Raw genomic sequence first — 23,303 nt, 5'->3', positions numbered from 1 at the left:
GGCGCACGCTCCCCTCACGCTCCCGTGAGTCCGCCGCTCTCGTGCCCCGTAGCCGTCGTCCACTCCACCGGCACCGTCAGCGGCGCCTCGGTGTAGAGCCGCCGGGCGGTGGCCAGGGCCGAGGCCTGGTCCGGGCCCGCGGCCAGCGGGGAGACGGCGCCGGGCCTGGCCGGAGTGCCGGGAGCCCCCGCGGCGTCCGGAGCGCCTGGTTCCGTCCGGGCGAAGAGCGCCCTGATCGGGTGCCACAGCTCGGTCGGCAGCGGCGGCGCGGCGCGCCATATCAGGCCGTCGGGGTGGTGCAGCACCGCCGTGACCTCGTCGGGGGTCGGCGGATGGGAGTTCCCGCGGAGGTAGACCGAGCGCAGTCCGAAGTTGCGGAGCCTGGTCAGGGCCCGGGAACGGTTGACCGCGTGCACGACCACACGGACCGTGCCGTCGTCCACGCGGGCCGTACGCTCGTCGCCGCACGCCGTGCGCTCCTCCACACGGGCCGTGCGGGCCGTGTTCTCGCCGCCGCCCGCGGTCGCGTCCGCCGGAGCTGCGGCCTCGGCGGCATCCCGCCCGGAGCCGTCACGTTGCGTGACGTTCCTCGGCGGCGCAGCGGCGCCGACCTGGGCGCCCGGCGCACCGGGCGCGTCGCGCTCCGTTTCACGCTGCGCCGCACCACGCGGCGCAGCACCCGCAGCGGCCCCCGGTCGGGGCAGGGTCAGGGCGACCACCACCGTGCCGTCGGGCAGCGTGCAGAAACCTCCTCGGGCCATTCCGGTCACACCCCCGTGAGACGTCGTGTCAATAAGAAACCCGCATGACGCACCTAAACACGACCGGCCGTCGCCCCGCTAGTGGGCAACGGCCGATCGCGCTCTGACCTGCGTAAACAGTCGGTTACTGGCGAGCTGCGGCCACCTTGACGGTGATCGTGGACCCGTTCGCCGGCTCCTTCACGATCTTGATCTGGGTGCCGGTGTCAGGAACGTTCACGCTTCCGGTGGGGTCCGCCTGGGACCAGTAGGAACCGTTGTGATCGTCGAACACGGACACGCCCGGACGCGCCTTGATCCGCAGCGGCACGTCCGCCTTGTGGAGGGTGATCGCATCCGTCGGCCGGGTGCTGAAGGACGCGTCGAACGGCTGGAACTTGTTCCTCAGCAGGGTGCCGTCCGTCCACTTCAGCGGGTCGGGGTGGGCGTCGACCGGAAGGATCAGGCCCTGGCCCGGGTGGACGCTGGTGTTGTTGTCGGCCTGGGAGGTGTCCCAGAGCCAGACCATCAGGCCGTTCTGGTACGGGAAGTGCTCCACCCACTCGGGGCGCTTCGCCGAACCGAAGTTGTACGGGCCGACCTTGAGGGTGGCGTCGTACGAGACGTACTGGCGGTTCTCCGCGATGTAGTACTCGTCGTAGTCCTTGGTGAAGGACGCGCCGATACGGGAGAACCCGGTCGCCGTCCAGCCGCCCGCGTCGCCCTCGGCGTCGTCGGTGAAGACCGGCTTGCCGTCCGCGGTGATGCTGAGGCCGTCCGCCGCGAAGCCCTTCTGCGCGACGCCGCCGTCGGTGGCGTACCGGAAGCGGAGGTCGATCTTCTTGCCCGCGTAGGCGTCCAGCGGGTAGTCCAGCTTCTCGTACGCGCCGGAGGTGCCGGTGAGCGCCGGGCGGTCGCCGCCGTCGCGCGGGATGGCCTTGCCGTCCGCGGTGCCGTCCAGCGGCGTCCAGTTGGCGCCGCCGTCCGTGGAGACCTCCGCGTAGAGGTAGTCGAAGTTCTCCTCGATGTCCCACCAGCCCGACAGGGACAGGTCGGCCTTGGACGCGCCGGTGAGGTCGACGGACCGGGTGAGGGTGTTCTTCAGGTTGTCGCCCATGCCGCTCCACCACTGCTTCTCGCCCTGGGCGGGCGTGACGATGGTGGTGGTCACGGACTTCTTCGGCAGATCGACCACCAGGGCCTGCGGGTTGGCGGTGTTGTACTCCGAGACGCCCAGCTTGTGGGTGGAGGCCGTGGCCGCCGTCGCCTCGTCGTAGTCGAGCCAGCCGAGCTGGAGCTTGTCCCAGGCCGTCATGTCGCCGGGCAGGTCGCCGATGGCGTTCTTGCCGGTGCCGAGCCAGGAGCCAGCCGACATCAGCGACCAGAAGCCGACGGAGTTGTCGTCGGCGCCGGTGGTGTCGTAGAGGTCGGGCAGGCCGAGGTCGTGCGCGTACTCGTGGGCGAAGACGCCGAGCCCGCCGTTCTCCGGCTGCATGGTGTAGTCGCCGACCCAGACGCCGGTGTCACCGATCTCGGTGCCGCCCGCCTTGTTGTCCGCCGGACCCGTGGCGCCGGCCTGGTCGCCGTACGCGTACCAGCGGTGCGCCCACAGGGCGTTCTCGCCCTGGACGCCGCCGCCCGCGGACTCGTCCTCGCCGGCGTGCACGATCTGGAAGTGGTCGATGTAGCCGTCGGGCTCGTTGAAGTTCCCGTCGCCGTCGAAGTCGTAGCGGTCCCAGGTGTCGTACTGCGCGAGGTCCGCCTTGATCTGCTCGTCGGTCTTCCCCTGGGCCTTCTGCTGCTCGGCCCAGGCGTTCAGGCCGTCGCGGACCAGGTCCCAGACGTTCGAGCAGTTGGTGTCGCCGCAGTAGTCGGAGCCGTAACGGGCCTCGTTCCAGGGCACCTTCACCCAGTCGGAGACCTCGCCGTCCACCGAGTAGCGGCCCGAGGACGTCTTCTCGTAGTACGTCTTCAGGGACTGCTTCTGGACGCCCTTGGAGTCCTTGCCGGAGCCGAAGTACAGGTCCTGGAAGTGCTGCTGGTCGTAGTCGGCCTGCCAGGCGGTGCTGTTGTCCTTCTTGCGGTCCGGCTGTGCTATCTCGTTGTGCGCCGGGCCCGGGTCGCCGCCGTACTTCACGACCGGCGCCTCGGGTCCGTCGGCGCCGTCCGGGTCGTACATCGTGGTGTCGTCGACCTTGTCGCCGAAGTCCGCCAGGATGGTGAAGATCTTGTCGGTCTTCTCCCGGCCCAGCTCGACGTACTTCTTGTCGTCGAGCTTGACGACCTTCGAGCCGCCCTGCATCTTGACCGTCTTCTTGCCGGCGAGCACCTGCTTGAGGGCCGTCTCGCGCAGCCGCTCCTGCTTCTTGGTGAACGGGCCGTCGAGGTCGTCGCCGTGGCTCCTGGCGGCCGCCGGGTCATGGCCGGCGGCCACCGCCGGGGCGGCGGGGGCCCGGGTTCCGGCCTGTGCCGTGCCGCCGTACGCCGCGAACGTCGCGGTGGCCATGGCCAGCGCCGCGACCACCGTTCCGGTTCTGAACACCCGTCTTCCGCTGACCGTTCTCGTTCTGCTCTGCATTCTCGGGAACTCCTCCCCCGTGGCCGTGTGGGCGGCCAGGGATCCTCGATCGGGGGTTGTGCGGCTACGCGCCTCTACGCGCGTACAAGTCCCGACATTCGACCGGAGTTGACGGAGAAAAAACAGTCCTTGACGTGAACCGGTCGACTGCATTAAGGCTCTGGTGTTCGGGTGAGGGTGGCGTTCCCCGGTGACCTGGGAGGGCCTTGCGGCGGTTCCCGACGGCGACTCGTGCGGCGCGGTTTCCCGGGCCGTGCCGCGGCCCTCCGGCGGGCGCGCGGTGGCCGTCCGGCGGGCGCGCCGCGGTGTCCACGGGTCGGGCTCGGTGATTCCGTGCGCCCCCCGTGCACCGGCACCATGGGTGAGGTGATGCTTACCAGTGGTGTGGCTCGGGCATCAGCCGAGTAAGAGTCAGTGGACGGTGCGTCGGCGCATGCCCTCATGGTGTCCGCGTCGGACAGCCCTGCGCACCGGCCCGGGCTCGACAGCCGCAAGTCCGTGTGCCCGAAGGTCCGAGCCCGCCCGGACCCGAGCCTTCTGGCCTGTCGTCAGCGCACCCCCCGAACCGCGCTCCCGAGGACGGATCCCCGCCATGCCTCGTCCGACCGTCGCACAGTTCGTCTACGGCTTCTGCACCGTAGTCCTGTCCACGCTCGCCATGCTGCTGCTCTCGAAGACGTCGTCCGGAGCGGGCGTCGCGGTCATCGCCCTCGCCGCGCTCGGCCTCGGCCTGCTGGTGGCGATGACGGTCCCGATGCCGCGCGGCGCCCGGCGGGCGCCCGGATCGCCGGGACCGTCCGACCAGGGGTCCGCCGAGGGCCGCGGATCCGGCGGGCCGCGGGACGCCGAGGAGGCGGACAGCGGGTCCGGCGCGGCGGCACGGGACGCGGAGCCCGGCCCGGCCGCGGCTGAGGCTCCTTCAGGCGTCCGGCACGCCCAGGGGTGGCGGGCGGGCGGCCGGCGAGTGCGGGTCTGACGTTCGGGCGGGCGGTTCCGGTCGGGGCCGTCCGCCTGGCCGGCAGGGGCCGAGGGGTCCGCTCGGCTCCGGGGTCCGCGCCAGGTCGGTTCCGGGCGGCGCGGCTGGCCGGCTCCGGTTCGCGCGCCTGGTCGGTTCCGGGCTGGTCGGCTGGCCGGTTCCGGTTCGCGCGTCTGGTCGGCTCGGGGCTCAGTGCCCTTCCTGCTCGGGGCTGAGTGCCCTTCCGGCTCGGGACGTGGCGCCTTCCGGCACGGGACAGGCCGCTCGGTGGTCGTCAGACGATACTGACGACCACCGTCCTGGCGGCCTTGTCGTGCAGGCCCTGCTTGTAGGGCCGGTCGAAGAACGACCAGCCGCCGGTGATCGCCGTCCAGACGAAGGCACAGCAGAAGGCGAACGGCACCCATAGGACCGCGGCCCGCGCCAGCGAGGTCTGGAAGGTCGGCGTGGAGCCGTCGCTCAGGTTGGCCACCCGCAGCTTCAGCAGCCGCTTCCCGACGGTCTGGCCGCTGCGGTAGATCAGGAGCGTGTCGTACGCGATGTAGAGCACCCCGGTGATCAGGGACTCGCCGAAGGACCTGCCGAACTGCATCCGGCCGTTGATCTGGTACGCGGCCACGCCCAGGGCCAGCGAGACCAGCCACACCACGATCCCCACGATGACGATGTCGATGACCCGGGCCAGTACCCGCCTGCCGCTGGGGGCCAGCGGCGGCATGCCGGCGAGCGGGTCGGGGGAGCCGTAGAGGCCGCCGCCTCCGGAGGGGCCGCCGAACGGATCGCCGCCGGGCGGCGGGCTGTCGTCCCGGCGTCCCCCGGACGGGCCGTAGCCCATCCAGGCCCCGCTGCCCGGCCCTCCGTCGACCCCGCCGGCTCCGGATCGGCCGTGGTGGTCGCCGCGGGCCAGCCACGAGCGGAGGCTTCCGGTGCCGCCCGGACGGCCGAGGTCCCCGTGGCGGCCGGGGCTGCCGTTGGCCACGGTGGGGCGCGTCCTGCGGGCACGCCTGCCTCGGGCGCCGGCGCCCGTGCCCGCGCCTGTGCCTGCGCCCGTGCTGAAGCCGCCCGCGGGCCGTCCGGCGGTTTCCGCGCCGCGGGCGTCCGCGCCGGCGTCCGGTGTCCATGCGCCGCCGGGGGGTGAGGTGCCGCCCTGGGTGGGCCGCCGTGGGGTGAAGGGGTCCTCGTCGGACGGCTCTCCGGGGTCCTGGGGCGGTTCGGTGCTCATGGCCCGAGTCGACCCCGAACCAACGGGGTTCGCACTTGGCGGGCCGCCGTCCGGGTGGTCCGGCCTGCGTCCAGCCCCCTCAGCGTCGTCGCCGCCTGACCGCCACCGGGGGTCTTTGCGCAGTTCCCCGCGCCCCTATCCGGCCTGCGTCCAGCCCCCTCAGCGTCGTCGCCGGCTCACCGCCGCCTGGGGTCTTTGCGCAGTTCCCCGCGCCCCTATCCGGCGTCCGTCCAGCCCCCACACCATCCTCGCCGCCTGACCGCCGCCGGGGGATTTTGCGCAGTTCCCCGCGCCCCTGTCCGGCATCCGTCCAGCCCGCTCAGCGTCGTCGCCGGCTCACCGCCGGCGGGGCTTCTCGCGCCCACGCGGCGGAGCCGCGAATCAGACACAGCCCCGCGCCCCGGTCTCGTTCCGGCCACCGGCCGGCGAAGCTGCGCCCCGAAAGGGGCGCGGGGAACTGCGCGAGCAACCACGACGCACCCGCAGCGAACCACCGGGCCCAACCCCACCCGGCCCGTCCCCGGCCACCGGCCGACCCGCGGGGAACTGCGCGAGCAACCACAGCCCACCCGCAGCGAACCACCGGACTCAACCCCACCCGGCCCGTCCCCGGCCACCGGCCGACCCGCGGGGAACTGCGCGAGCAACCACAGCCCACCCGCAGCGAACCACCGGACTCAACCCCACCCGGCCCGTCCCCGGCCACCGGCCGACCCGCGGGGAACTGCGCGAGCAACCACAGCCCACCCGCAGCGAACCACCGGACTCAACCCCACCCGGCCCGTCCCCGGCCACCGGCCGACCCGCGGGGAACTGCGCGAGCAACCACAGCGCGCCCCCAGCGAACCACCGGGCCCACCCCTACCCGGCCCGTCCCGGCCACCGGCCGGCCCGCCGGCAGGTCAGGCGGATACGAACGTGTGTGCCGCCTTGTCGTGCCAGCACTGGCGCCACGGGCGGTCGAAGAGGCACCACAGGACGCCCAGGACGCCGATCACCAGGAGGCCCGGGACGCTGTAGACCAGCCAGCGGCGGAGTGCCGCGCCGAACGTCGGGGGGCCGTGGGCCTCGATGTCGCGTACCTGGAGGCCGCAGAGTTTCTTGCCCAGGGTGCGGCCCCACTTGGCGGTCGGTACGGCCTCGTAGAGCACGCCGAAGAGCAGGAGGACGGCGAGGATGATGCCCAGTGACATGCCGGTGGTGCCGTCGAGCAGCCAGACGGTGACGGTCTCGCCGGACAGCCTCGCCGCGTTGATCTTGTCCTGGATGTGGTCGACCGCCTTCGTGCCCAGCGGCACCGCGGCGACGGCCGTGGCGGCGCTGATCACGATCATGTCGATCAGCCGTGCGGCGAACCGTTTCCCGAGTGCCGCCGGCCTCGCGGACGCCTGCGCCTGCGCGGCCTCTAGGAACGGGTCGCTGGTCGGCGGCTTCCACGGCACCACGGGCTCGTCGCCGGAGCCGGCCGGAGGCTGCTGAGCCGCCCCGGGCCACGGCTCCGAGGGGCCCGCTCCCGGCTGGTGGGGAAGGTACGGGACGGTGCCGGACATGGCGGGGACGCCGGCCACGGTGGGGCCGCTGGTGCCCGTGGTCTGGGGCCCCTGCGGGCCGCCGAACCGGCCGGGGCCCTGCATACCGGGTCCACCGGGTCCGTGCCGGCCCGGCTGCTGGGTGCCCGCGGGCGGCGCGGAGTCGGGGCCGGGGCGCACGGCGCGGATGGCGACCGTGCCCGTCTCGGCGGGGCCCCGCGGCGGTGCGGGGCGGTCGCCGGAGGCCGGGTCGCGGCCGTCGCCGGGGCGCCGGAACGTCACCGTGCCCTCGGGGCCGCCCGCCCGGTCGCGGTCCTGCTCGTTTGCCCCCTGGCCCGCACCGGGGCTGCCCTGCTGGGCGGACCGGATCTGCATGGTGCCGTCCGGGCGGCCGCCCCCGCCGGTCTCGCCGTGCGGCCCGCCCGCCCCGGCGGTGCCGCCCTGCGCGGGCTCCCCGGAGTGCGGCACGCGGGGGTCGGCGGCGCCGGCCGCGCCCCACGACACCCGGCGGTCCTGCTCGCCGCCGAAGCCGGACTGCCGGGAGGCGTCCGCCTGCCAGGCCGAGGCCGGCTCCGGCCGGGAGCCGTGCACCCCGCCCGGGCCGCCGGACGTGCCCTCGACCGGGGCTCCCCCCGGCTCCCCGGCCGGCCCCGATGCGTCCTCGGCCCCCGGGCGGCCGGGCCCACCGGGGCCCTCCTCCCAGCCCTGCGCTCCCGGGCCGGTCTGCTCGGGGATGCCCTGGTACTGCGCCGCCGCTGGCTCCGGGTGCTCGGGACCGCCGGACTGCTCCGGGATGCCCGGATACTCCTGGTCCCCCGAGGCCTGCTGCGGGATGGCGGACGGCGGCGGCTCCTCGTCGAAGAAGACCGGTCCCGTCTCCTCCACGGACGCCGGCGCGGGACCTGCCCCGGGCGGGCGCGGCAGCGTCTCGCCGGCGGCCGGGGCCGGACGGCTCGTGCCGGGCACCCAGGCGGCACCGTTCCAGTAGCGGACGTATCCGGGAATGGACGGGTCCGGGTAGTAGCCCTCGCGGGGCCTGTCGTCGCCGGGGGCCGGGGTTGGGGCGCTCATGTCCGTCGTCCCGTATCTGCTCGGGGATCTGTTGTGGGGTCCACATCTATCAGACCTGCGCGCGTGCCATGGCCGGTGTGACCGTACGGACCACTTTCCGGGCAACGGCGGCGTGCGTGCCGCCTTGACAGTGGTTCATGCCGTGCCGACGGCCGTCAAGGAGGGCGCGGGGACCGGTCGCTCGCGCGGTGCCGCGCGCCGGACGCGCCCACAAGGCCCTGCACTGAGCAGAAAAATTCTCCGAACCCGCGTAATGCTCACGCCCTTACGCGCTCTGTGAATGTGCGGGCCTGTTTCAGGGGCGCCGTCGCGACAGCGTGGCCGGGGGCCGCCGGCCACACGACGAGGAGAGAAAGGCTGCGACATGCACACGGTGATGGAGCGCCAAATCGAGTTGAACCTGGTCCTTTCGCCCGAAAGCAGCATCCCGGTGCCGGCGCGGTTCAGTTACCGCACCGCGGACCCCTATGCCGTCCACGTCACCTTCCACATCGGTTCGGACCACCCCGTGCGGTGGACGTTCGCGCGGGAGCTGCTGGTCGAGGGGGTGTTCCGGCCGTGCGGGTACGGGGACGTGCGCGTGTGGCCGACGAAGGTGCGGGACCGGCGCGTGGTGCTGATGGCACTCAGCTCGCCGAACGGCGACGCGCTGCTGGAGGCGCCGGCCGACGTGGTGTGCGTCTGGCTCCGGCAGACGCTGGCGGAGGTGCCGCCGGGGGCCGAGTCCGAGCGGCTCGGCATCGACGGCGCCCTCGCCGAACTGCTGGCGCCCACGGCGGCCGACGACGTCCGGGTGACCGACTCGACCGACTCCTGGCCGTCGGACGACACCGGGGACGGTGAGTGAGGGCGGATCTGGGGGGCACCTCGCGCCCGGCACGAGCCGGGCGCCCGAGGCCGCGGTCCGGAAGGGGGTCCGGGAGGGGGTCCGGGAGGCCGGCGGGACCCGGCGCCGTTCGGAACGGCCTGCCGGGGCCGGCGGTCAGAACAGCTTGCCGGGGTTGAGGATGCCGTGCGGGTCGAAGGCCTGCTTGATGGCGCGCTGCATCTCCAGGCCGACCGGACCGATCTCGCGAGCCAGCCACTCCTTCTTCAGCACGCCGACGCCGTGCTCGCCCGTGATGGTGCCGCCGAGTTCCAGGCCGAGGGCCATGATCTCGTCGAAGGACTGGCGCGCCCGGGCGGCCTCGTCGGGGTCGGAGGCGTCGAAGCAGACGGTGGGGTGGGTGTTGCCGTCGCCGGCGTGGGCGATGACGCCGATGGTGAGCTGGTGCTTGTCGGCGATCCGTTCGATGCCCTCGATGAGCGCGCCGAGTTGCGAGCGGGGCACGCAGACGTCGTCGATCATCGTGGTGCCCTTGACCGCTTCCAGGGCGGTGAGCGAGAGGCGCCGGGCCTGGAGCAGCAGCTCGGACTCCGCCAGGTCGTCGGCGGGTACGACCGAGGTGGCTCCGGCGGCCTCGCAGACCGCGCCGAGCGCGGCGAGGTCGGCGGCGGGGTCGGGGGTGTCGAAGGCGGCGAGCAGCAGCGCCTCGGTGCTCTCCGGGAGGCCCATGTTGGCCATGGCGTTGACGGCCCGCAGCGTCGTGCGGTCCATCAGCTCCAGCATCGACGGGGCGTGGCCCTCGGCCATGATCCGGCAGGCGGCCTCGGACGCGTCGGCCGCCGAGGCGAACTCCGCGGCCAGCACGAGCTGGGGGGCCGGCTCCGGCTTGAGGCCGAGCACGGCGCGCACCACGACACCGAGGCTGCCCTCGGAGCCTACGATCAGGCGGGTGAGGTCGTAGCCGGCGACGCCCTTGGCGGTGCGGCGCCCGGTGCTCATCAGCCGCCCGTCGGCGAGCACCACGTCGAGGCCGAGCACGTACTCGGCGGTGACCCCGTACTTGACGCAGCACAGGCCGCCCGAGGCGGTGCCGATGTTGCCGCCGATGGTGCACATCTCCCAGCTCGACGGGTCCGGCGGGTAGTAGAGGCCGTGCTCCCCGACGGCCTTCGACAGCACGGCGTTGATCACGCCCGGCTCGACGACGGCGATCCGGTCGACCGGGTTGATCTCCAGGATGCCGTCCATCTTCACGAAGGACAGCACGATGCAGCCGTCGCTGGCGTTGGCCGCCCCGGAAAGACCGGTCCTCGCGCCCTGCGGCACCACCGGGACGCGCAGCTCGTGCGCGGTGCGCAGGGTGTGCTGGACGTGTTCCACGGTGCGCGGCAGCACGACGACGGCGGGGGCGCCGGCCTCGCAGAAGCTGGCCATGTCGTGGGCGTACGAGGCGGTCACGTCCGGGTCGGTGAGGACGGCTTCCTCGGGGAGGGAGGCACGGAGGCGTTCTACGAGAGTGGGGCTCACGATCACAGCGTCGCATTTCGGCCCTTTGCTGTGAACCCCGCCGGGGGCACGCCGTCCTCGTCCGGTGCGGGTGGGTCGTGGGTTTTGCGCAGTTCCCCGCGCCCCTGGTCCGTCCGGGGCCGGGCCCGGTGGTCCGCTGCGGGTGCCCCGTGGTTCTTCGCGCAGTTCCCCGCGCCCCTTATCCGCTATCCGCTCAGGCCAGACCCGGTGGTCCACTGCGGTGCGCCGTGGTTCTTCGCTCCCCCACTGCCTTGAGGGCGTGGGAGGTGCCCCCATCCCCGCGCCCCTTGACCGGTGGCCGCTTACGTAAGGGCCCGCCCCGGCCCACCCAGGGGCGCGGGGAACTGCGCGAGCAACCACGACCCGCCCGCAGCGAACCACCGGCCCCAGCCCTCACGGACAAGGGGCGCGGGGAACTGCGCAAAAAAACGGCGCACCCACGGCACCTACAGGTTGCCGCGAATCTCCTGCTCCCGCTCGATCGCCTCGAACAGCGCCTTGAAGTTCCCCTTGCCGAAGCCCATCGACCCGTGCCGCTCGATGATCTCGAAGAACACCGTCGGCCGGTCCTGGACGGGCTTGGTGAAGATCTGCAACAGGTACCCGTCCTCGTCGCGGTCCGCGAGGATCCGCAGCTCGCGGAGGGTGTCGATGGGCACCCGCGTCTCCCCGACCCACTCGCCCAACGTGTCGTAGTACGAGTCGGGCGTGTTCAGGAAGGAGACGCCCGCCTCCTTCATCGTGCGCACCGTGCGCACGATGTCGTTGGTGGCGAGCGCGATGTGCTGCACGCCCGCGCCGCCGTAGAACTCCAGGTACTCGTCGATCTGCGACTTCTTCTTGCCGACCGCGGGCTCGTTGATGGGGAACTTCACCTTGAGCGTTCCGTCGGCCACCACCTTCGACATCAGGGCGCTGTACTCGGTGGCGATGTCGTCGCCCACGAACTCCTTCATGTTCGTGAAGCCCATCACCTTGTTGTAGAACTCGACCCACTCGTTCATGCGGCCCAGTTCCACGTTGCCGACGCAGTGGTCGACGGCCTGGAAGGTGCGGTGCGCGGGCGGCGGCACGATCGGGTCGGCCGCGGCGTACCCGGGCAGGTAGGGGCCGGTGTAGCCGGACCGCTCGACGAGCGTGTGCCGGGTGGTGCCGTACGTGGCGATCGCGGCGAGCACGACGGTGCCGTGCTCGTCCTTCACCTCGTACGGCTCGGCGAGGCCGCGGGCGCCGTGCGCGGTGGCGTAGGCGTAGGCGGCGTGCGCGTCGGGCACCTCGATGGCGAGGTCGACGACGCCGTCGCCGTGCTCGGCGACGTGGGAGGCGAGGAACCGGCCCCAGTCGGTGGCCGGCTTCACGACGGACGTGAACACGAACCGCGCGGAGCCGTTCTCCAGGACGTAACTCGCCGTCTCACGGCTGCCGTTCTCGGGGCCCGCGTAGGCGACGAGCCGCATGCCGAAGGCGGAGGAGTAGTAGTGGGCGGCCTGCTTGGCGTTGCCCACGGCGAAGACGACGGCGTCCATGCCCTTCACCGGGAAGGGGTCGGCCTGCCGGGCGGTGTCGGGGGTCTGGGAGGGCGCTGGGGTGTGCGCTGATGTCGTTGCCATGCGGTCAGGTTCTCGCCGCTCCGCAAGGTGTGCAATAGATCACAGATTTGCTGGGCACTATGTACAGCCATACGGCATCATGGCTTGGCGATCTGTACAGGATGACCACACCGATTATCGTCCTGACATCCCCGGGAGGGCCCCTTGACGATCGACCGTCTGGACGGCAGGCTGCTGGTGCTGCTGGCGCAGGAGCCCCGGATCGGGGTCCTGGAGGCGTCCCGGCGGCTCGGCGTGGCCCGCGGCACGGTACAGGCCCGGCTGGACCGGTTGCAGGCGAGCGGCGTGATCCGCGGCTTCGGCCCCCAGGTGGACCCGGCCGCCCTCGGCTACCCGGTCACCGCCTTCGCGACGCTCCAGATCCGCCAGGGCCAGGGCGCCGACGTCCGCGCCCACCTCGCCACCGTTCCGGAGGTGCTGGAGCTGCACACCACCACCGGCAGCGGCGACATGCTCTGCCGCCTCGTGGCCCGCTCCAACGCCGACCTGCAACGCGTGATCGACCGAGTGGTGGGCATCGACGGGATCGTGCGCGCGTCCACCGCGATCGTCATGGAGAACCCGGTACCGTTCCGGATCGTCCCGCTGGTGGAGCAGGCATCCCAGGACCCGTGAGCGGGCACCCGGGCGCCGGGAAACCCCGGGGCCCGCCCGCGCGGCGCACCGGCGGGCCCCTCCCGGCGCCAGAGCACCACCGGTCGCAGGAGTCGTCCGCGCGCCGCCGGACATACGAGAACCATGACACATGGATCCGTGAACAGACCGGGCGGGCAGGTGGTGCAGTGAACTTCTGGGACTATCTGGCGGGCCGCCACCAGCAGTTGCTGGCCGACACCTTCCAGCACGCCTCCGCCGTCTTCCAGTGCATCGTCGTGGCGACCGTCCTCGGCGTGCTGGTCGGCGCCCTCACCTACCGGAGCGACTGGGCGGGAACCCTCGCCATGACCACCGGCTCCACGCTCCTCACCATTCCCTCGCTCGCCATGATCGGTCTGCTGGTCCCGATCGCGGGCCTCGGCGTGGCGCCCACCGTGATCGCGCTGACGCTGTACGGGCTGCTGCCGATCGTCCGCAACTCCGTCGTGGGGCTGCGCGGCGTGGACGCCACCCTGGTGGACGCCGCGAAGGGCATCGGCATGTCGCGCACCGCCCGGCTGCTGCGGGTCGAACTGCCGCTCGCCTGGCCCGCGATACTGACCGGGATCCGGGTCTCCACGCAGCTGCTGATGGGCATCGCCGCCATCGCGGCCTACGCCTCCGGCCCCGGCCTCGGCAACGAGATCTTCCGCGGGATCGCCTCTCTGGGCAGCCGCAACGCGCTCAACCAGGTGCTCGCGGGCACCCTCGGCATCGTCATCCTGGCGCTGCTCTTCGACGCCGCCTACGTCCTGATCGGACGGCTCACCATCCCCAGGGGGATCCGTGTCTGACACCTCGACACCCGGCACGGGCGGCCCCGCCGAGGCGGCCGACGCCGCCGGCGCCGCACGTTCGGAAGGCACCGGCGGCACCGCGCGCGCCGCCGGCACCGCGTCCGGGACCTCCGCCGGAAAGTCCGCGGCGCCCCCGGCCGGCGGCACCACCATCGAGCTGGAGGGCCTCACCAAGCGCTACGCCGGCAGCCAGTCGCCCGCCGTCGACCACGTCACGCTGGACATCAAGGCCGGCGAGACGGTGGTCCTGGTCGGGCCCTCGGGCTGCGGCAAGTCCACCACCCTGAAGATGATCAACCGCCTGATCGAGCCGACGTCCGGGCGCATCAGGATGGGCGGCGAGGACGTCACCCGGATCGACCCGGTGCGGCTGCGCCGCAAGGTCGGCTACGCGATCCAGTCCTCCGGCCTCTTCCCGCACATGACCGTCGCCCAGAACATCGCCCTGGTGCCGAGGATGCTCGGCTGGCCGAAGGCCCGGGTGAAGGAGCGGGTGGCCGAGATGCTGGACCTGGTGGGGCTGGACCCGGGAGAGTTCCAGGGCCGCTATCCGCGCCTGCTCTCCGGCGGCCAGCAGCAGCGCGTCGGCGTCGCCAGGGCGCTCGCCGCGGATCCGCCGGTGCTGCTGATGGACGAGCCGTTCGGCGCGGTCGACCCGATCACCCGCGACCACCTCCAGGACGAGCTGATCCGCCTCCAGCGCGAGCTGCGCAAGACCATCGTCTTCGTCACGCACGACTTCGACGAGGCGATCAAGTTGGGCGACCGGATCGCGGTGCTGCGGGAGCACTCGCACATCGCGCAGTTCGACACCCCGGAGGCGATCCTCACCAACCCGGCCGACGACTTCGTCTCCGGCTTCGTCGGCGCGGGCGCGGCCCTGAAGCGGCTCAACCTCACCCGGGTGCGGGAGGTGGAGATCACCGACTACCCGACGGTGACGCTCGACGACCCGCTCCAGGAGATCTTCGACCGGCTGCGCTCCGGCAGCACGAGCGAGCTGCTGCTCCTGGACCGGCGCCGCCGCCCCTACAAGTGGCTGCGCCGCGGCGACCTGATGCTCGCCAGGAGCTCCCTGGCGCGGGCGGGCACGCCGGTGCTGGACACCGTCACGCGCGACGCCACGCTGCGGGACGCGCTGGAGGCGGTGCTCACCGACGGCGCCGGGCGGGTCGCCGTCACCGGGCGGCACGGCGTCTACACGGGCGTCGTGGACATGGAGACGCTGATGAACTCCGTCCACGAGCTGCTCGCCGCCGACCACCTCGACGCGCTGGACAGCAGGCACGAGCTGGAGGACCGGCGCCGCCGCAGGGCGCGCCTGGAGGAACAGGACCAGGACCAGGACGGCGAGGCGCTCGGGGAGGCACCGGCATGACGACGCCACCCCGCACGGACGACGCGGACGGGACCGGTCAGCCTGATCGGGCGCACGGAACGGAAGGGACGGGCGACGCCTACAGGTCCGGTGGAACCGGCGGAACTGGCGGGACCAGCAGGACCGGTGGGACCGGTGGATCGGACGAGGCCGACGGGACCGGGCGCGACGCCTCGGCCGCCTCCGCGACCGCCCGGGAGCCCGCACGGATCACCTGGCGGAAGCTGGTGCTCGTGCCGTCGGTGCTCGCGGCGGTCCTGCTCGTCACCTGGCTGTGGTTCCGCGGCGCCGACCTGGACACGATCTCCCGCAACTCGCTGGCCGGCGGCAACGTCCGGGTCAGGCTCTGGCAGCACGTCCAACTCAGCGCGCTCTCCACGTTCTTCGTGCTGATCATCGCGATCCCGCTGGGCATCCTCCTCACCCGGAAGCCGCTGCGGGCGGCGGCGCCCGTGGCACTGGCGGTGGCCGCCGTCGGGCAGGCCATGCCCGCGATCGGGCTGCTGGCCCTGCTGGTGATCCGGCTCGGCATCGGCATGCGGGCCGCGCTGATCGGGATCGTCATCTACGCGGTGCTGCCGGTGCTCGCCAACACCATCACCGGCCTGCGCGGCACCGACCCCACGCTGCTGGAGGCGGCCCGCGGCATCGGCATGTCACCGCTCGCGGTGCTCACCCGCATCGAGCTGCCGCTCGCCGTGCCGCTGATCCTGGCCGGGGTGCGCACGGCGCTCGTCCTGAACGTCGGCACGGCCACCCTCGCCACGTTCGGCGGAGGCGGCGGCCTGGGCGACCTGATCAGCACCGGGATGACCGACCAGCGCATGCCGGTGCTCTTCCTCGGCTCGCTGCTGACCGTCGTCCTGGCGCTGCTCGTCGACTGGCTGGCGTCGCTGGTGGAACTGGCGCTGCTGCCCCGGGGATTGGAGACGAGCGCATGAGGAACCACTCCCGTCACGTACGGGGCGCAAGCGCTCTTCCCACACGGGGCGCAACCGCTCCTCCCACACGGGGCGCGAGCGCCCTGCGCAGGACCGCCTTCGCGGCGCTGGCCGCCGGCCTGGCGACCGTCCTGACCGCCTGCGGGCTCACCAGCGGCTCGCCGATGGTCGACACGGTCAGACCGGGCACCATCGGCAAGGGCCGGCCGCTCGCGGGCGCCGACTTCACCGTCGCCTCGAAGGAGTTCACCGAGCAACTGGTCCTCGGCGCGGTGCTGGGCATCGCGCTGGAGGCGGCGGGTGCGAAGGTCGTGGACCGGACCGGCATCCAGGGCTCGTTCGGCGCCCGTGCGGCCGTCCAGCGCGGCGAGGCGGACGTCTCGTTCGAGTACACGGGCACCGGCTGGATCACCTACCTCGGCCACACCAAGCCCGAGCCCGACCCGCGGAAGCAGTGGCAGAAGGTCCACGACGAGGACCTGCGCAACGGCCTCACGTGGCTGGCGCCCGCGGACCTCAACAACACCTACGCCCTGGCGCTCAATCCGGCCAACGCACGCAAGTACGGCGTCCACACCCTGTCGGACGTGGCGAAGCTGGCGAAGAAGGACCCCGGGGCGGTCACCCTCTGCGTGGACGGCGAGTTCGCCGTGCGGGAGGACGGCCTGCCGGGCATGGAGCGCGCCTACGGCATGCACGTGCCGGCCTCGAAGATCCGGAAGATGGACTCCGGCATCGTCTACACGCAGGTCGCGAAGGGTGCCTGCACCTTCGGCGAGATCTTCACGACCGACGGCCGCGTCAAGGCCCTGAACCTCAGCGTGCTCCGGGACGACCGGCACTTCTTCCCGAACTACAACGCCGCGCCGCAGGTCAGCTCGGCGACGCTGAAGAAGTACCCGGCCATACGGAGCATCCTCGACCCGATCACCAGGAAGCTCACCAACGACGTCGCCCAGGACCTCAACGGCAAGGTCGACGTGGACGGCCAGGATCCGCACGAGGTGGCGCTGGACTGGTTGGTGAAGGAGGGGTTCGTGAAGCGGTGAGGGACGGGGGGCCGGAGGTGGTCCGAGGGTGGTCCGAGGGTGGTCCGGGGGTGGTCCGGGGGTGGTCCGGGGGTCTTTCGGAGGTGGTCCGGGGGCTTCCGGAGGTGTTCCTGATGTCTTCAGGGGTGTTCCGGGGGTGTGGGGGTCGGGTTGTCCGGCCGGTCCCCGCGCTCGCGGGCTTCGGAGGTCCCGCAGGTCGCCGGAGGGGGGACGGTCCTCAGCAGCCCGGCACCGATCCGCCGGACCTCAGTGCCCGCAGTGACTGGATGGCGCCCTTGAGGGTGGTGACGGCCACGAGGCGCAGGCCCTTGGGCAGGTCCGTCTGGGCCTCCGAGCACTCCCCCTTGGGCACGAGGAAGACGGTGGCGCCGTCGCGCCGGGCCGCCCGGGTCTTCAGGGCCACCCCGCCGACGGTGCCCACCGAGCCGTCCGAGGCGATCGTGCCGGTGCCGGCGACGACCCGGCCGCCGGTGAGATCGCCGCCGCTGCCGTCGCCGGCCACCTTGTCGATGATGCCGAGCGAGAAGAGCAGCCCGGCGCTCGGTCCGCCCACGTCGGCGAGGCGCAGCTTCACGTGCACGTCGGAGGGCTTCCTGCCGAGGTAGCCGAGCGCCGCCGTGGTGGCGCTGTCCTGCGACTGCTTCATCTCCTCGGTGTTGCGCCGCTCGCTCTCCTGGGTGTTCCCGCCCGGGTAGACGGAGTCGTGGGGCAGGACGGTGCGGTCGGTGCGGAACCACCCGTCGACCACGTCGCCGAGGTAGACGTCCTGGTCGGGCCCGGTGGCCGCGATCGTGGTCATCCTGAGCTGGCCATCGGTGTGCCGCGTGGGCGTGCCGGTGACGCTGACGACCTCGGCACCCCGGTAGGTGCCCAGGACGTTCGCGGTGACTCCGGGCTGTGCCACGGAGAAGGGCAGCGGGGCGAGCGCGGCAGAGGCGATCAGTCCCACCACAGGCACACCACAGACGACGAGGGCCTTGCCCCGGCTCAGACGAAACACACCCCCAATCTAACGGAGCGGGGCGGGCGGCCGAACCGGGCCCTTTCGGCGCGGGCCCGCGACGCGTCGGCGCAGGGTCATCGGTCCCGTCGGTGCGGGGCCAGTGGCCCCTCGGACGAAGTCCATCGGCACCCATCGGCATCGTCGGTGCAGCACCTGCGGCCCCGTCTGTGCGGCGCCTGCGGGCCCGTCTGTGCGGCGCCCGCGGCCCGTCAGCGCAGTGCCTGCGCCACCTCTCGGGCGGCGTCCACCACGCGGGTGCCCACTTCCTCCGGCACGGTGTCCGACAGCATCACCACGCCCACGCTGCCCTCCACCCCGCTCACCCCGAGCAGCGGCGCCGCGGCTCCGCTCGCGCCGGCCTCCAGTTCCCCGTACGTCAGGGTGTACCCCGGGTCCTTGGCCATGGCCTGCCGGGCCGCCAGGATGGCCCGCCCCGCCGCGCCCTGGTCCAGCGCGTGCCGGAAACCCGTCCGGTACGCCACGTGGTAGTCCGTCCACGTCGGCTCGACGACGGCGACGGCCAGCGCCTCGGTGCCGTCGACGAGGGTGAGGTGAGCGGTCGCCCCGACGTCCTCGGCGAGCGAGCGCAGGGCCGGCAGCGCCGCCTCGCGCACCAGCGGGTGCACCTGCCGCCCCAGGCGCAGCACGCCGAGGCCGACCCGGGCCCGGCCGCCCAGGTCGCGGCGGACCAGGGCATGCTGTTCGAGGGTGGCGAGCAGCCGGTAGACGACGGTGCGGTTCACGCCGAGCCGGGTGGAGAGTTCGGTGACGGTCAGGCCGTGGTCGGTGTCGGCGAGCAGCTTGAGGACCCTGAGGCCCCGGTCGAGCGTCTGGGATGTCTCCGCGGTCACGACGCCCCTCCTTCATGGTGAGGGTAGGCGGCCCCTGAGCGGAGTGTGCGCCTCCGGTCCCATCGGCGACGCGCTTCAAGAGGCCGCCGGTACGGTCAGCGACCCCGGGGGCTGTGCCTGGCTCCCGTAAGAGTCGCGCAGGGCTGGCTGCACTCCGCGGCTGCGCTACCACGGGGCGTGTGCGTATCCGGACGGTAGCGAGCGGGTTCGCTCAGCGGAAGACTCCGTCCAGAATCCGGGCAGCATGGTGGGCGTTTCGCCGGGAATCGCCGTGTACGTACGGCGTACAGCAAGTAACCATGCCGCCCCCTTCATGCGGGGCTGCGCCCTGGGCCCCGCGTCTGCCCCGCTGGGGGAGTGGCGATGTGCGGCTTCGTCGTGGCTTTTGCGCAGTTCCCCGCGCCCTTTTCGTGCGGGGCTGCGCCCCGGGCCCCGCGTCTGCCCCGCCGGGGGAGTGGCGATGCGCGGCCTCGTCATGGTTGGTCGCTCCCCCACTGTCCTAAAGGCGTGGGAGGTACCCCCATCCCCGCGCCCTTCAGGCAGTGGGGGACGTCACATCGCCACCGCCTCAACGCGGGAGACGAAGCCGCTCGGGGCGCAGCCCCGGAAATAAGGGGCGCGGGGAACTGCGCAAAACACCACGGCGAACCCGTCAGAATCGCCCACCGCACCAAGCCGGGGAACCGGGGGCCGCCCGCGGCCCCCGAAAGGGGCGGACCCTCACCGCATCCGCGTAGCCCACTCCTGCACCTTGGCTATCCGCTGCCGAATCTGCCCCGCAGTAGCCTCCGCACTGGCCGGCCCCCCACACACCTTCCGCAACTCGGTATGGATCACCCCATGCGGCTTCCCACTCTGGTGGACATACGCACTCACCAGCGTGTTGAGCCGCTTCCGCAGCTCCATCAGCTCCTTGTGGCTGACCACGGGCCGCCGCTCCGCGGGAAGTTCGAGGAGATCGGCCTCCTCGTCCGGCTTCTTCCGGCTGTGCGCGATCTGCCGTGCCTGCCGCTTCTGGAGCAGCATCTGCACCTGGTCCGGCTCCAGCAGCCCGGGGATGCCGAGGTAGTCCTGCTCCTCGTCGCTGCCGGGGTGCGCCTGCATGCCGAACTCGGCGCCGTCGTACAGCACCCGGTCGAAGACCGCGTCGGACTCCAGGGCCTCGAACGGCAGCGCGTCCTGCTCGCCGGTGTCCTCGTCCTCTTCCCTGTTGGCCTCGGCCATCTCCTTCTCGGACTCGGCGTACGGGTCCTCCTCGCCGTCCTTCTTCGGCTTGTCGAGGACGTGGTCCCGCTCGACCTCCATCTCGCCCGCGAAGCCGAGCAGGTCGGGGATGGTCGGCAGGAACACGGACGCGGTCTCGCCGCGCCGCCTGGACCGCACGAAACGGCCCACCGCCTGGGCGAAGAAGAGCGGGGTGGAGATCGTCGTCGCGTACACGCCGACCGCGAGCCGCGGCACGTCGACGCCCTCCGACACCATCCGCACCGCGACCATCCAGCGGGCATCGCCCTCGCTGAACTCGTCGATGCGCCCGGAGGCGCCGCCGTCGTCCGACAGCACCACGGTGGCCTTCTCGCCGGTGACCTCGCGGAGCAGCTTCGCGTACGCGCGTGCCGAGTCCTGGTCGGAGGCGATGACGAGGCCGCCCGCGTCGGGGATGCCCTTGCGGACCTCGCTGAGGCGGCGGTCGGCGGCGCTCAGCACGTTCGGCATCCAGTCGCCTCGCGGGTCGAGCGCCGTGCGCCAGGCCTGCGAGACGGCGTCCTTGGTCATCGGCTCGCCGAGGCGCGCGGCGATCTCGTCGCCGGCCTTGGTGCGCCAGCGCATGTTGCCGCTGTAGCTGAGGAAGATGACCGGCCGCACCACGCCGTCGTGGAGCGCGCTGCCGTATCCGTACGTGTAGTCGGCGGCGGACCGCCGGATCCCGTCGTTGCCCTCCTCGTACGCGACGAAGGGGATGGGGTTCGTGTCGGAGCGGAACGGCGTGCCGGTGAGCGCGAGCCGCCGGGTGGCGGGCTCGAACGCCTCCAGGCACGCCTCGCCCCAGGACTTGGAGTCGCCGGCGTGGTGGATCTCGTCGAGGATGACGAGGGTCTTGCGCTGCTCGACGCGGTTGCGGTGCAGCATGGGCCGCACGCCCACGCCCGCGTAGGTGATGGCGATGCCGTGGTAGTCGCGGCTGAGCGGGCCCGCGCTGTACTCGGGGTCGAGCCGGATGCCGATCCGCGCGGCGGCCTCGGCCCACTGCTTCTTCAGGTGCTCGGTCGGCGCGACCACCGTCACCTGCTGCACGACGTGGTGGTGCAGCAGCCAGGAGGCGAGGGTCAGCGCGAAGGTCGTCTTGCCGGCTCCCGGTGTCGCCACGGCCAGGAAGTCCCGCGGCTGCTCCTGGATGTACCGGTCCATGGCCCCCTGCTGCCAGGCACGCAGCTTGCCCGCCGTGCCCCAGGGCGCGCGGCCCGGAAAGGCGGGAGACAGGTGGTGGGACGAGGAGGACGAGGAGGACGAGGACGGCGATGAGGAAGGGGACGAGTGGGAGGAGGCGCTGGTGGTGGAGGAGCTGGTAGTCACGGTCTCCGGTCCGGATGGCTCGGTCGGCGGGAACGGCAACCGGGCCACCCTATACGGCGGCTTCCGCGCCACCAGGCGGTACGAGGCGGACGGCGGCGGGGTGGGACAGAGGTCACAGTCGGGGCGGGATGCGTCTCAGGGGGCGCCTGGGGCACCCTCCATGGCCTCAGACGCGCCCAGGCTCCCGCTCCCGCTTCCGCAGCCGCGTGGTGACCCACACGCCGGCCAGGGCGACGACCGCCATCGGCAGGAAGACCACGGTGAACGCGGCGGGGTGGGAGGCGGTTGCGGTGGCCGCCGCCGAGCCGGCCGTGTCCGCCGGGGCGACCGATCCACCGCCGAGCGCGGCGAACGCGGCGCCGCCCGCGGCGAGTAGCAGCGCGTTGGAGAGACCGTCGGAGATCTGCAGCGCCGCGGAGTTGGCGCCCGCCTCGTGCGGCGCGGACAGCTTGAGCAGCAGCACGCTGGTGGACGAGATCACCAGGCCCATGCCCAGGCAGCCGACGCCCCAGGCGAGCGCGACGATCCAGACGGGCACGGCCTCGATCAGCGCGGTGGGCACCGCCGCGATGGCGAGCGTGACAAGCAGCATCCCGGCCGCCATCAGCCGCTCCCGGTGCGGCTGGGCGCGGGGCCTGGACTGCACGTAGCTGCCCAGCGACCAGGTGGCGCCGCCCAGCGCCAGCGAGAGCCCGGCGAGCGTCGGCGACAGGCCGCGCTGGGTGACCAGCATCAGCGGCACGAACGACTCCGCCGCGATGAACGATCCGGCCGCGACCCCCCGCAGCAGCACCACGGACGGCAGCCCGCGGACCGCCCGGTACGTGCCGGGCGGCAGCAGCCGCAGCACCGAGGGCACCAGCAGCGCCGCGCCGGCGGCCAGCGGGATCAGGGAGCGCCAGGCCAGGTCCTGGGCGGCGTACTGCACCAGACCCGCGCCGACCGAGACGCCCAGCGCGAGACGGATACGGCGGCGGCCGGCCGCCCGTGCGGCACGCCCGGCGTCCGGGGCCGCGGTCGCTTCGGGGTTCCCTGCGGCGCCGGCTCCGGAGGCAGCCCCGGCCCGGGCCCCAGACGGGATCGGCTCCGGGGCCCCAGACGGGATCGGTTCCGGGGCCCCGGCCGGGATCGACTCCGGCGGCCCCGAGGCACGGCGCCGTATCTGCGGCAGGGCGAGCGCCAGCGGGAAGACGACGAGGACGGGGATGCCGAGGAACACCCAGCGCCAGCCGAGCTGTTCGGTGACCGCGCCCGAGACCAGCGGCCCCACCACGGAGGGGACCACCCACCCGGCCGCGAACCCCGCCATGATCGACGGCCGCAGCCGCTCCGGGTAGGCCCGCCCCACGACCACGTACAGCGCCACGATCACCAGGCCGCCGCCCAGCCCCTGGACGGCCCTGCCCAGGACGAACAGCCACATGGAGCTCGCGGTTCCGGCCACCACGAGTCCCGCGGCGAAGGCCCCGATGCCGGTGCCGAGCGACGCGAGCGGCCCCTGCCGGTCGGCCCACTGCCCGGCCAGGACCATCCCCAGCAGGCTGGTCGTGAAGAACGCGGAGAAGCCGAAGGCGTAGAGCGAGAGGCCGTGCAACTCGCGGGCGGCGACGGGCATGGCGGTGCCGACGGCGGTCGCCTCGAAGGCGATCACCAGGACGACGGAGACGATCCCGAGGCTGAGCGGCAGGTACGGCGGGCTCAGCACGCCGCGTGCGCCGTCGGCTTCGGGCGCGGCCTCCGCCCCGGGGTCGGCCGCCGCTCCCTCCCCGTCCGGCTCATCGGCGGTCTCGGCGGCGCCGGCCGGGGCGTCGCGCGGTTCAAGGGCGCTCATTCCGCCACTGTAAGGGGCATGACTGGCATCGGCTCCTGTCTCAGCGGTCGGAGCCTGCCTGGTCCTTTGGTCGTACACCGGCGAACCGACGGCGCGGAGCGCCCCGAAGGGGCGCGGGGCTGTGTCGATATGCGGCTCCGCCGCGTGGGCGCGGCCAGCCACGA

At 72.8% G+C, this 23,303-nt stretch carries 16 protein-coding genes and 1 pseudogene; 7 read left to right on the top strand and 10 right to left on the bottom strand.

The features are described 5' to 3' along the window. Positions 1–215 precede the first annotated feature (215 nt). Positions 216–485, bottom strand: a pseudogene (locus Sm713_RS10290) (hypothetical protein); the annotation flags it as partial. 400 nt (positions 486–885) lie between these two features. Then, complete coding sequence (locus Sm713_RS10285; protein ID WP_212909320.1) at positions 886–3,318, bottom strand: immune inhibitor A domain-containing protein; 2,433 nt, start codon at positions 3,316–3,318, stop codon at positions 886–888. Positions 3,319–3,910: 592 nt separating this feature from the next. Here Sm713_RS10285 and Sm713_RS10280 point away from each other — a divergent pair. Then, positions 3,911–4,294, top strand: coding sequence for a hypothetical protein (locus tag Sm713_RS10280; RefSeq protein ID WP_212909319.1), 384 nt, complete (start codon positions 3,911–3,913; stop codon positions 4,292–4,294). 274 nt (positions 4,295–4,568) lie between these two features. Here Sm713_RS10280 and Sm713_RS10275 read toward each other — a convergent pair whose 3' ends face one another. Both Sm713_RS10275 and Sm713_RS10270 read right to left on the bottom strand, forming a co-directional pair. Then, positions 4,569–5,516: an RDD family protein gene (locus Sm713_RS10275; RefSeq protein ID WP_212909318.1), complete on the bottom strand. Its 948-nt coding sequence runs from the start codon at positions 5,514–5,516 to the stop codon at positions 4,569–4,571. 902 nt (positions 5,517–6,418) lie between these two features. Next, a complete protein-coding gene (locus tag Sm713_RS10270) occupies positions 6,419–8,116 on the bottom strand; it encodes an RDD family protein (protein ID WP_212909317.1) in 1,698 nt (565 codons plus the stop codon). Between the two features lie 364 nt (positions 8,117–8,480). On the opposite strand from Sm713_RS10270, the gene Sm713_RS10265 reads away from it, so the two are divergent. Next, positions 8,481–8,963 carry an SsgA family sporulation/cell division regulator gene (locus Sm713_RS10265; RefSeq protein WP_212909316.1) on the top strand — a complete coding sequence of 161 codons (483 nt, stop codon included), beginning with the start codon at positions 8,481–8,483 and terminating at the stop codon, positions 8,961–8,963. 135 nt (positions 8,964–9,098) lie between these two features. Here Sm713_RS10265 and Sm713_RS10260 read toward each other — a convergent pair whose 3' ends face one another. Both Sm713_RS10260 and hppD read right to left on the bottom strand, forming a co-directional pair. Beyond that, positions 9,099–10,469 carry an FAD-binding oxidoreductase gene (locus Sm713_RS10260; RefSeq protein WP_212909315.1) on the bottom strand — a complete coding sequence of 457 codons (1,371 nt, stop codon included), beginning with the start codon at positions 10,467–10,469 and terminating at the stop codon, positions 9,099–9,101. Between the two features lie 446 nt (positions 10,470–10,915). Beyond that, a complete protein-coding gene (gene hppD, locus Sm713_RS10255; protein WP_212909314.1) occupies positions 10,916–12,079 on the bottom strand; it encodes a 4-hydroxyphenylpyruvate dioxygenase in 1,164 nt (387 codons plus the stop codon). A 144-nt stretch (positions 12,080–12,223) separates the two neighbouring features. Here hppD and Sm713_RS10250 point away from each other — a divergent pair, with 144 nt between their 5' ends. From Sm713_RS10250 to Sm713_RS10230, 5 genes are all read left to right on the top strand, one after another. Continuing rightward, positions 12,224–12,694, top strand: a complete 471-nt coding sequence (locus Sm713_RS10250; protein ID WP_212909313.1) for an Lrp/AsnC family transcriptional regulator — start codon at positions 12,224–12,226, stop codon at positions 12,692–12,694. A 167-nt stretch (positions 12,695–12,861) separates the two neighbouring features. Beyond that, positions 12,862–13,509, top strand: a complete 648-nt coding sequence (locus Sm713_RS10245) for an ABC transporter permease (RefSeq protein ID WP_212909312.1) — start codon at positions 12,862–12,864, stop codon at positions 13,507–13,509. Positions 13,510–13,663: 154 nt separating this feature from the next. Next, positions 13,664–14,890 carry an ABC transporter ATP-binding protein gene (locus Sm713_RS10240; RefSeq protein WP_249416554.1) on the top strand — a complete coding sequence of 409 codons (1,227 nt, stop codon included), beginning with the start codon at positions 13,664–13,666 and terminating at the stop codon, positions 14,888–14,890. After that, on the top strand, positions 14,887–15,831 hold the full coding sequence (locus tag Sm713_RS10235) for an ABC transporter permease (RefSeq protein WP_212909310.1): 945 nt from the start codon (positions 14,887–14,889) through the stop codon (positions 15,829–15,831). The genes Sm713_RS10240 and Sm713_RS10235 overlap by 4 nt, the downstream gene beginning before the upstream one ends. 83 nt (positions 15,832–15,914) lie before the next feature. Next, positions 15,915–16,880: a glycine betaine ABC transporter substrate-binding protein gene (locus Sm713_RS10230; RefSeq protein ID WP_374196041.1), complete on the top strand. Its 966-nt coding sequence runs from the start codon at positions 15,915–15,917 to the stop codon at positions 16,878–16,880. Positions 16,881–17,097: 217 nt separating this feature from the next. Here the strand turns inward: Sm713_RS10230 and Sm713_RS10225 are convergent, their stop codons facing one another. The 4 genes from Sm713_RS10225 to Sm713_RS10210 form a co-directional block, all read right to left on the bottom strand. Next, positions 17,098–17,889 (bottom strand): S16 family serine protease, encoded by a 792-nt coding sequence (locus Sm713_RS10225; RefSeq protein WP_212911919.1) that lies wholly within the window; start codon positions 17,887–17,889, stop codon positions 17,098–17,100. A gap of 203 nt (positions 17,890–18,092) precedes the next feature. Continuing rightward, positions 18,093–18,734 (bottom strand): IclR family transcriptional regulator, encoded by a 642-nt coding sequence (locus tag Sm713_RS10220; RefSeq protein WP_212909308.1) that lies wholly within the window; start codon positions 18,732–18,734, stop codon positions 18,093–18,095. Positions 18,735–19,454: 720 nt separating this feature from the next. Continuing rightward, on the bottom strand, positions 19,455–21,215 hold the full coding sequence (locus tag Sm713_RS10215) for a DEAD/DEAH box helicase (RefSeq protein WP_212911918.1): 1,761 nt from the start codon (positions 21,213–21,215) through the stop codon (positions 19,455–19,457). Between the two features lie 259 nt (positions 21,216–21,474). Next, positions 21,475–23,139, bottom strand: a complete 1,665-nt coding sequence (locus Sm713_RS10210) for an MFS transporter (protein ID WP_212909307.1) — start codon at positions 23,137–23,139, stop codon at positions 21,475–21,477. Positions 23,140–23,303: the final 164 nt, after the last annotated feature.

It is taken from the genome of Streptomyces sp. TS71-3 (genome assembly GCF_018327685.1).
GTDB lineage: Bacteria > Actinomycetota > Actinomycetes > Streptomycetales > Streptomycetaceae > Streptomyces.
The sequence above is the reverse complement of the archived record's forward strand: the minus strand, read 5'-3'. Positions and strand labels throughout refer to the sequence as shown.

Coding starts and splice junctions, on each gene's coding strand:
- Sm713_RS10210 (WP_212909307.1), bottom strand. CDS start 23,139: ATGAGCGCCCTTGAACCGCGCGACGCCCCGGCCGGCGCCGCCGAGACC.
- hppD (WP_212909314.1), bottom strand. CDS start 12,079: ATGGCAACGACATCAGCGCACACCCCAGCGCCCTCCCAGACCCCCGAC.
- Sm713_RS10275 (WP_212909318.1), bottom strand. CDS start 5,516: ATGAGCACCGAACCGCCCCAGGACCCCGGAGAGCCGTCCGACGAGGAC.
- Sm713_RS10265 (WP_212909316.1), top strand. CDS start 8,481: ATGCACACGGTGATGGAGCGCCAAATCGAGTTGAACCTGGTCCTTTCG.
- Sm713_RS10270 (WP_212909317.1), bottom strand. CDS start 8,116: ATGAGCGCCCCAACCCCGGCCCCCGGCGACGACAGGCCCCGCGAGGGC.
- Sm713_RS10235 (WP_212909310.1), top strand. CDS start 14,887: ATGACGACGCCACCCCGCACGGACGACGCGGACGGGACCGGTCAGCCT.
- Sm713_RS10280 (WP_212909319.1), top strand. CDS start 3,911: ATGCCTCGTCCGACCGTCGCACAGTTCGTCTACGGCTTCTGCACCGTA.
- Sm713_RS10285 (WP_212909320.1), bottom strand. CDS start 3,318: ATGCAGAGCAGAACGAGAACGGTCAGCGGAAGACGGGTGTTCAGAACC.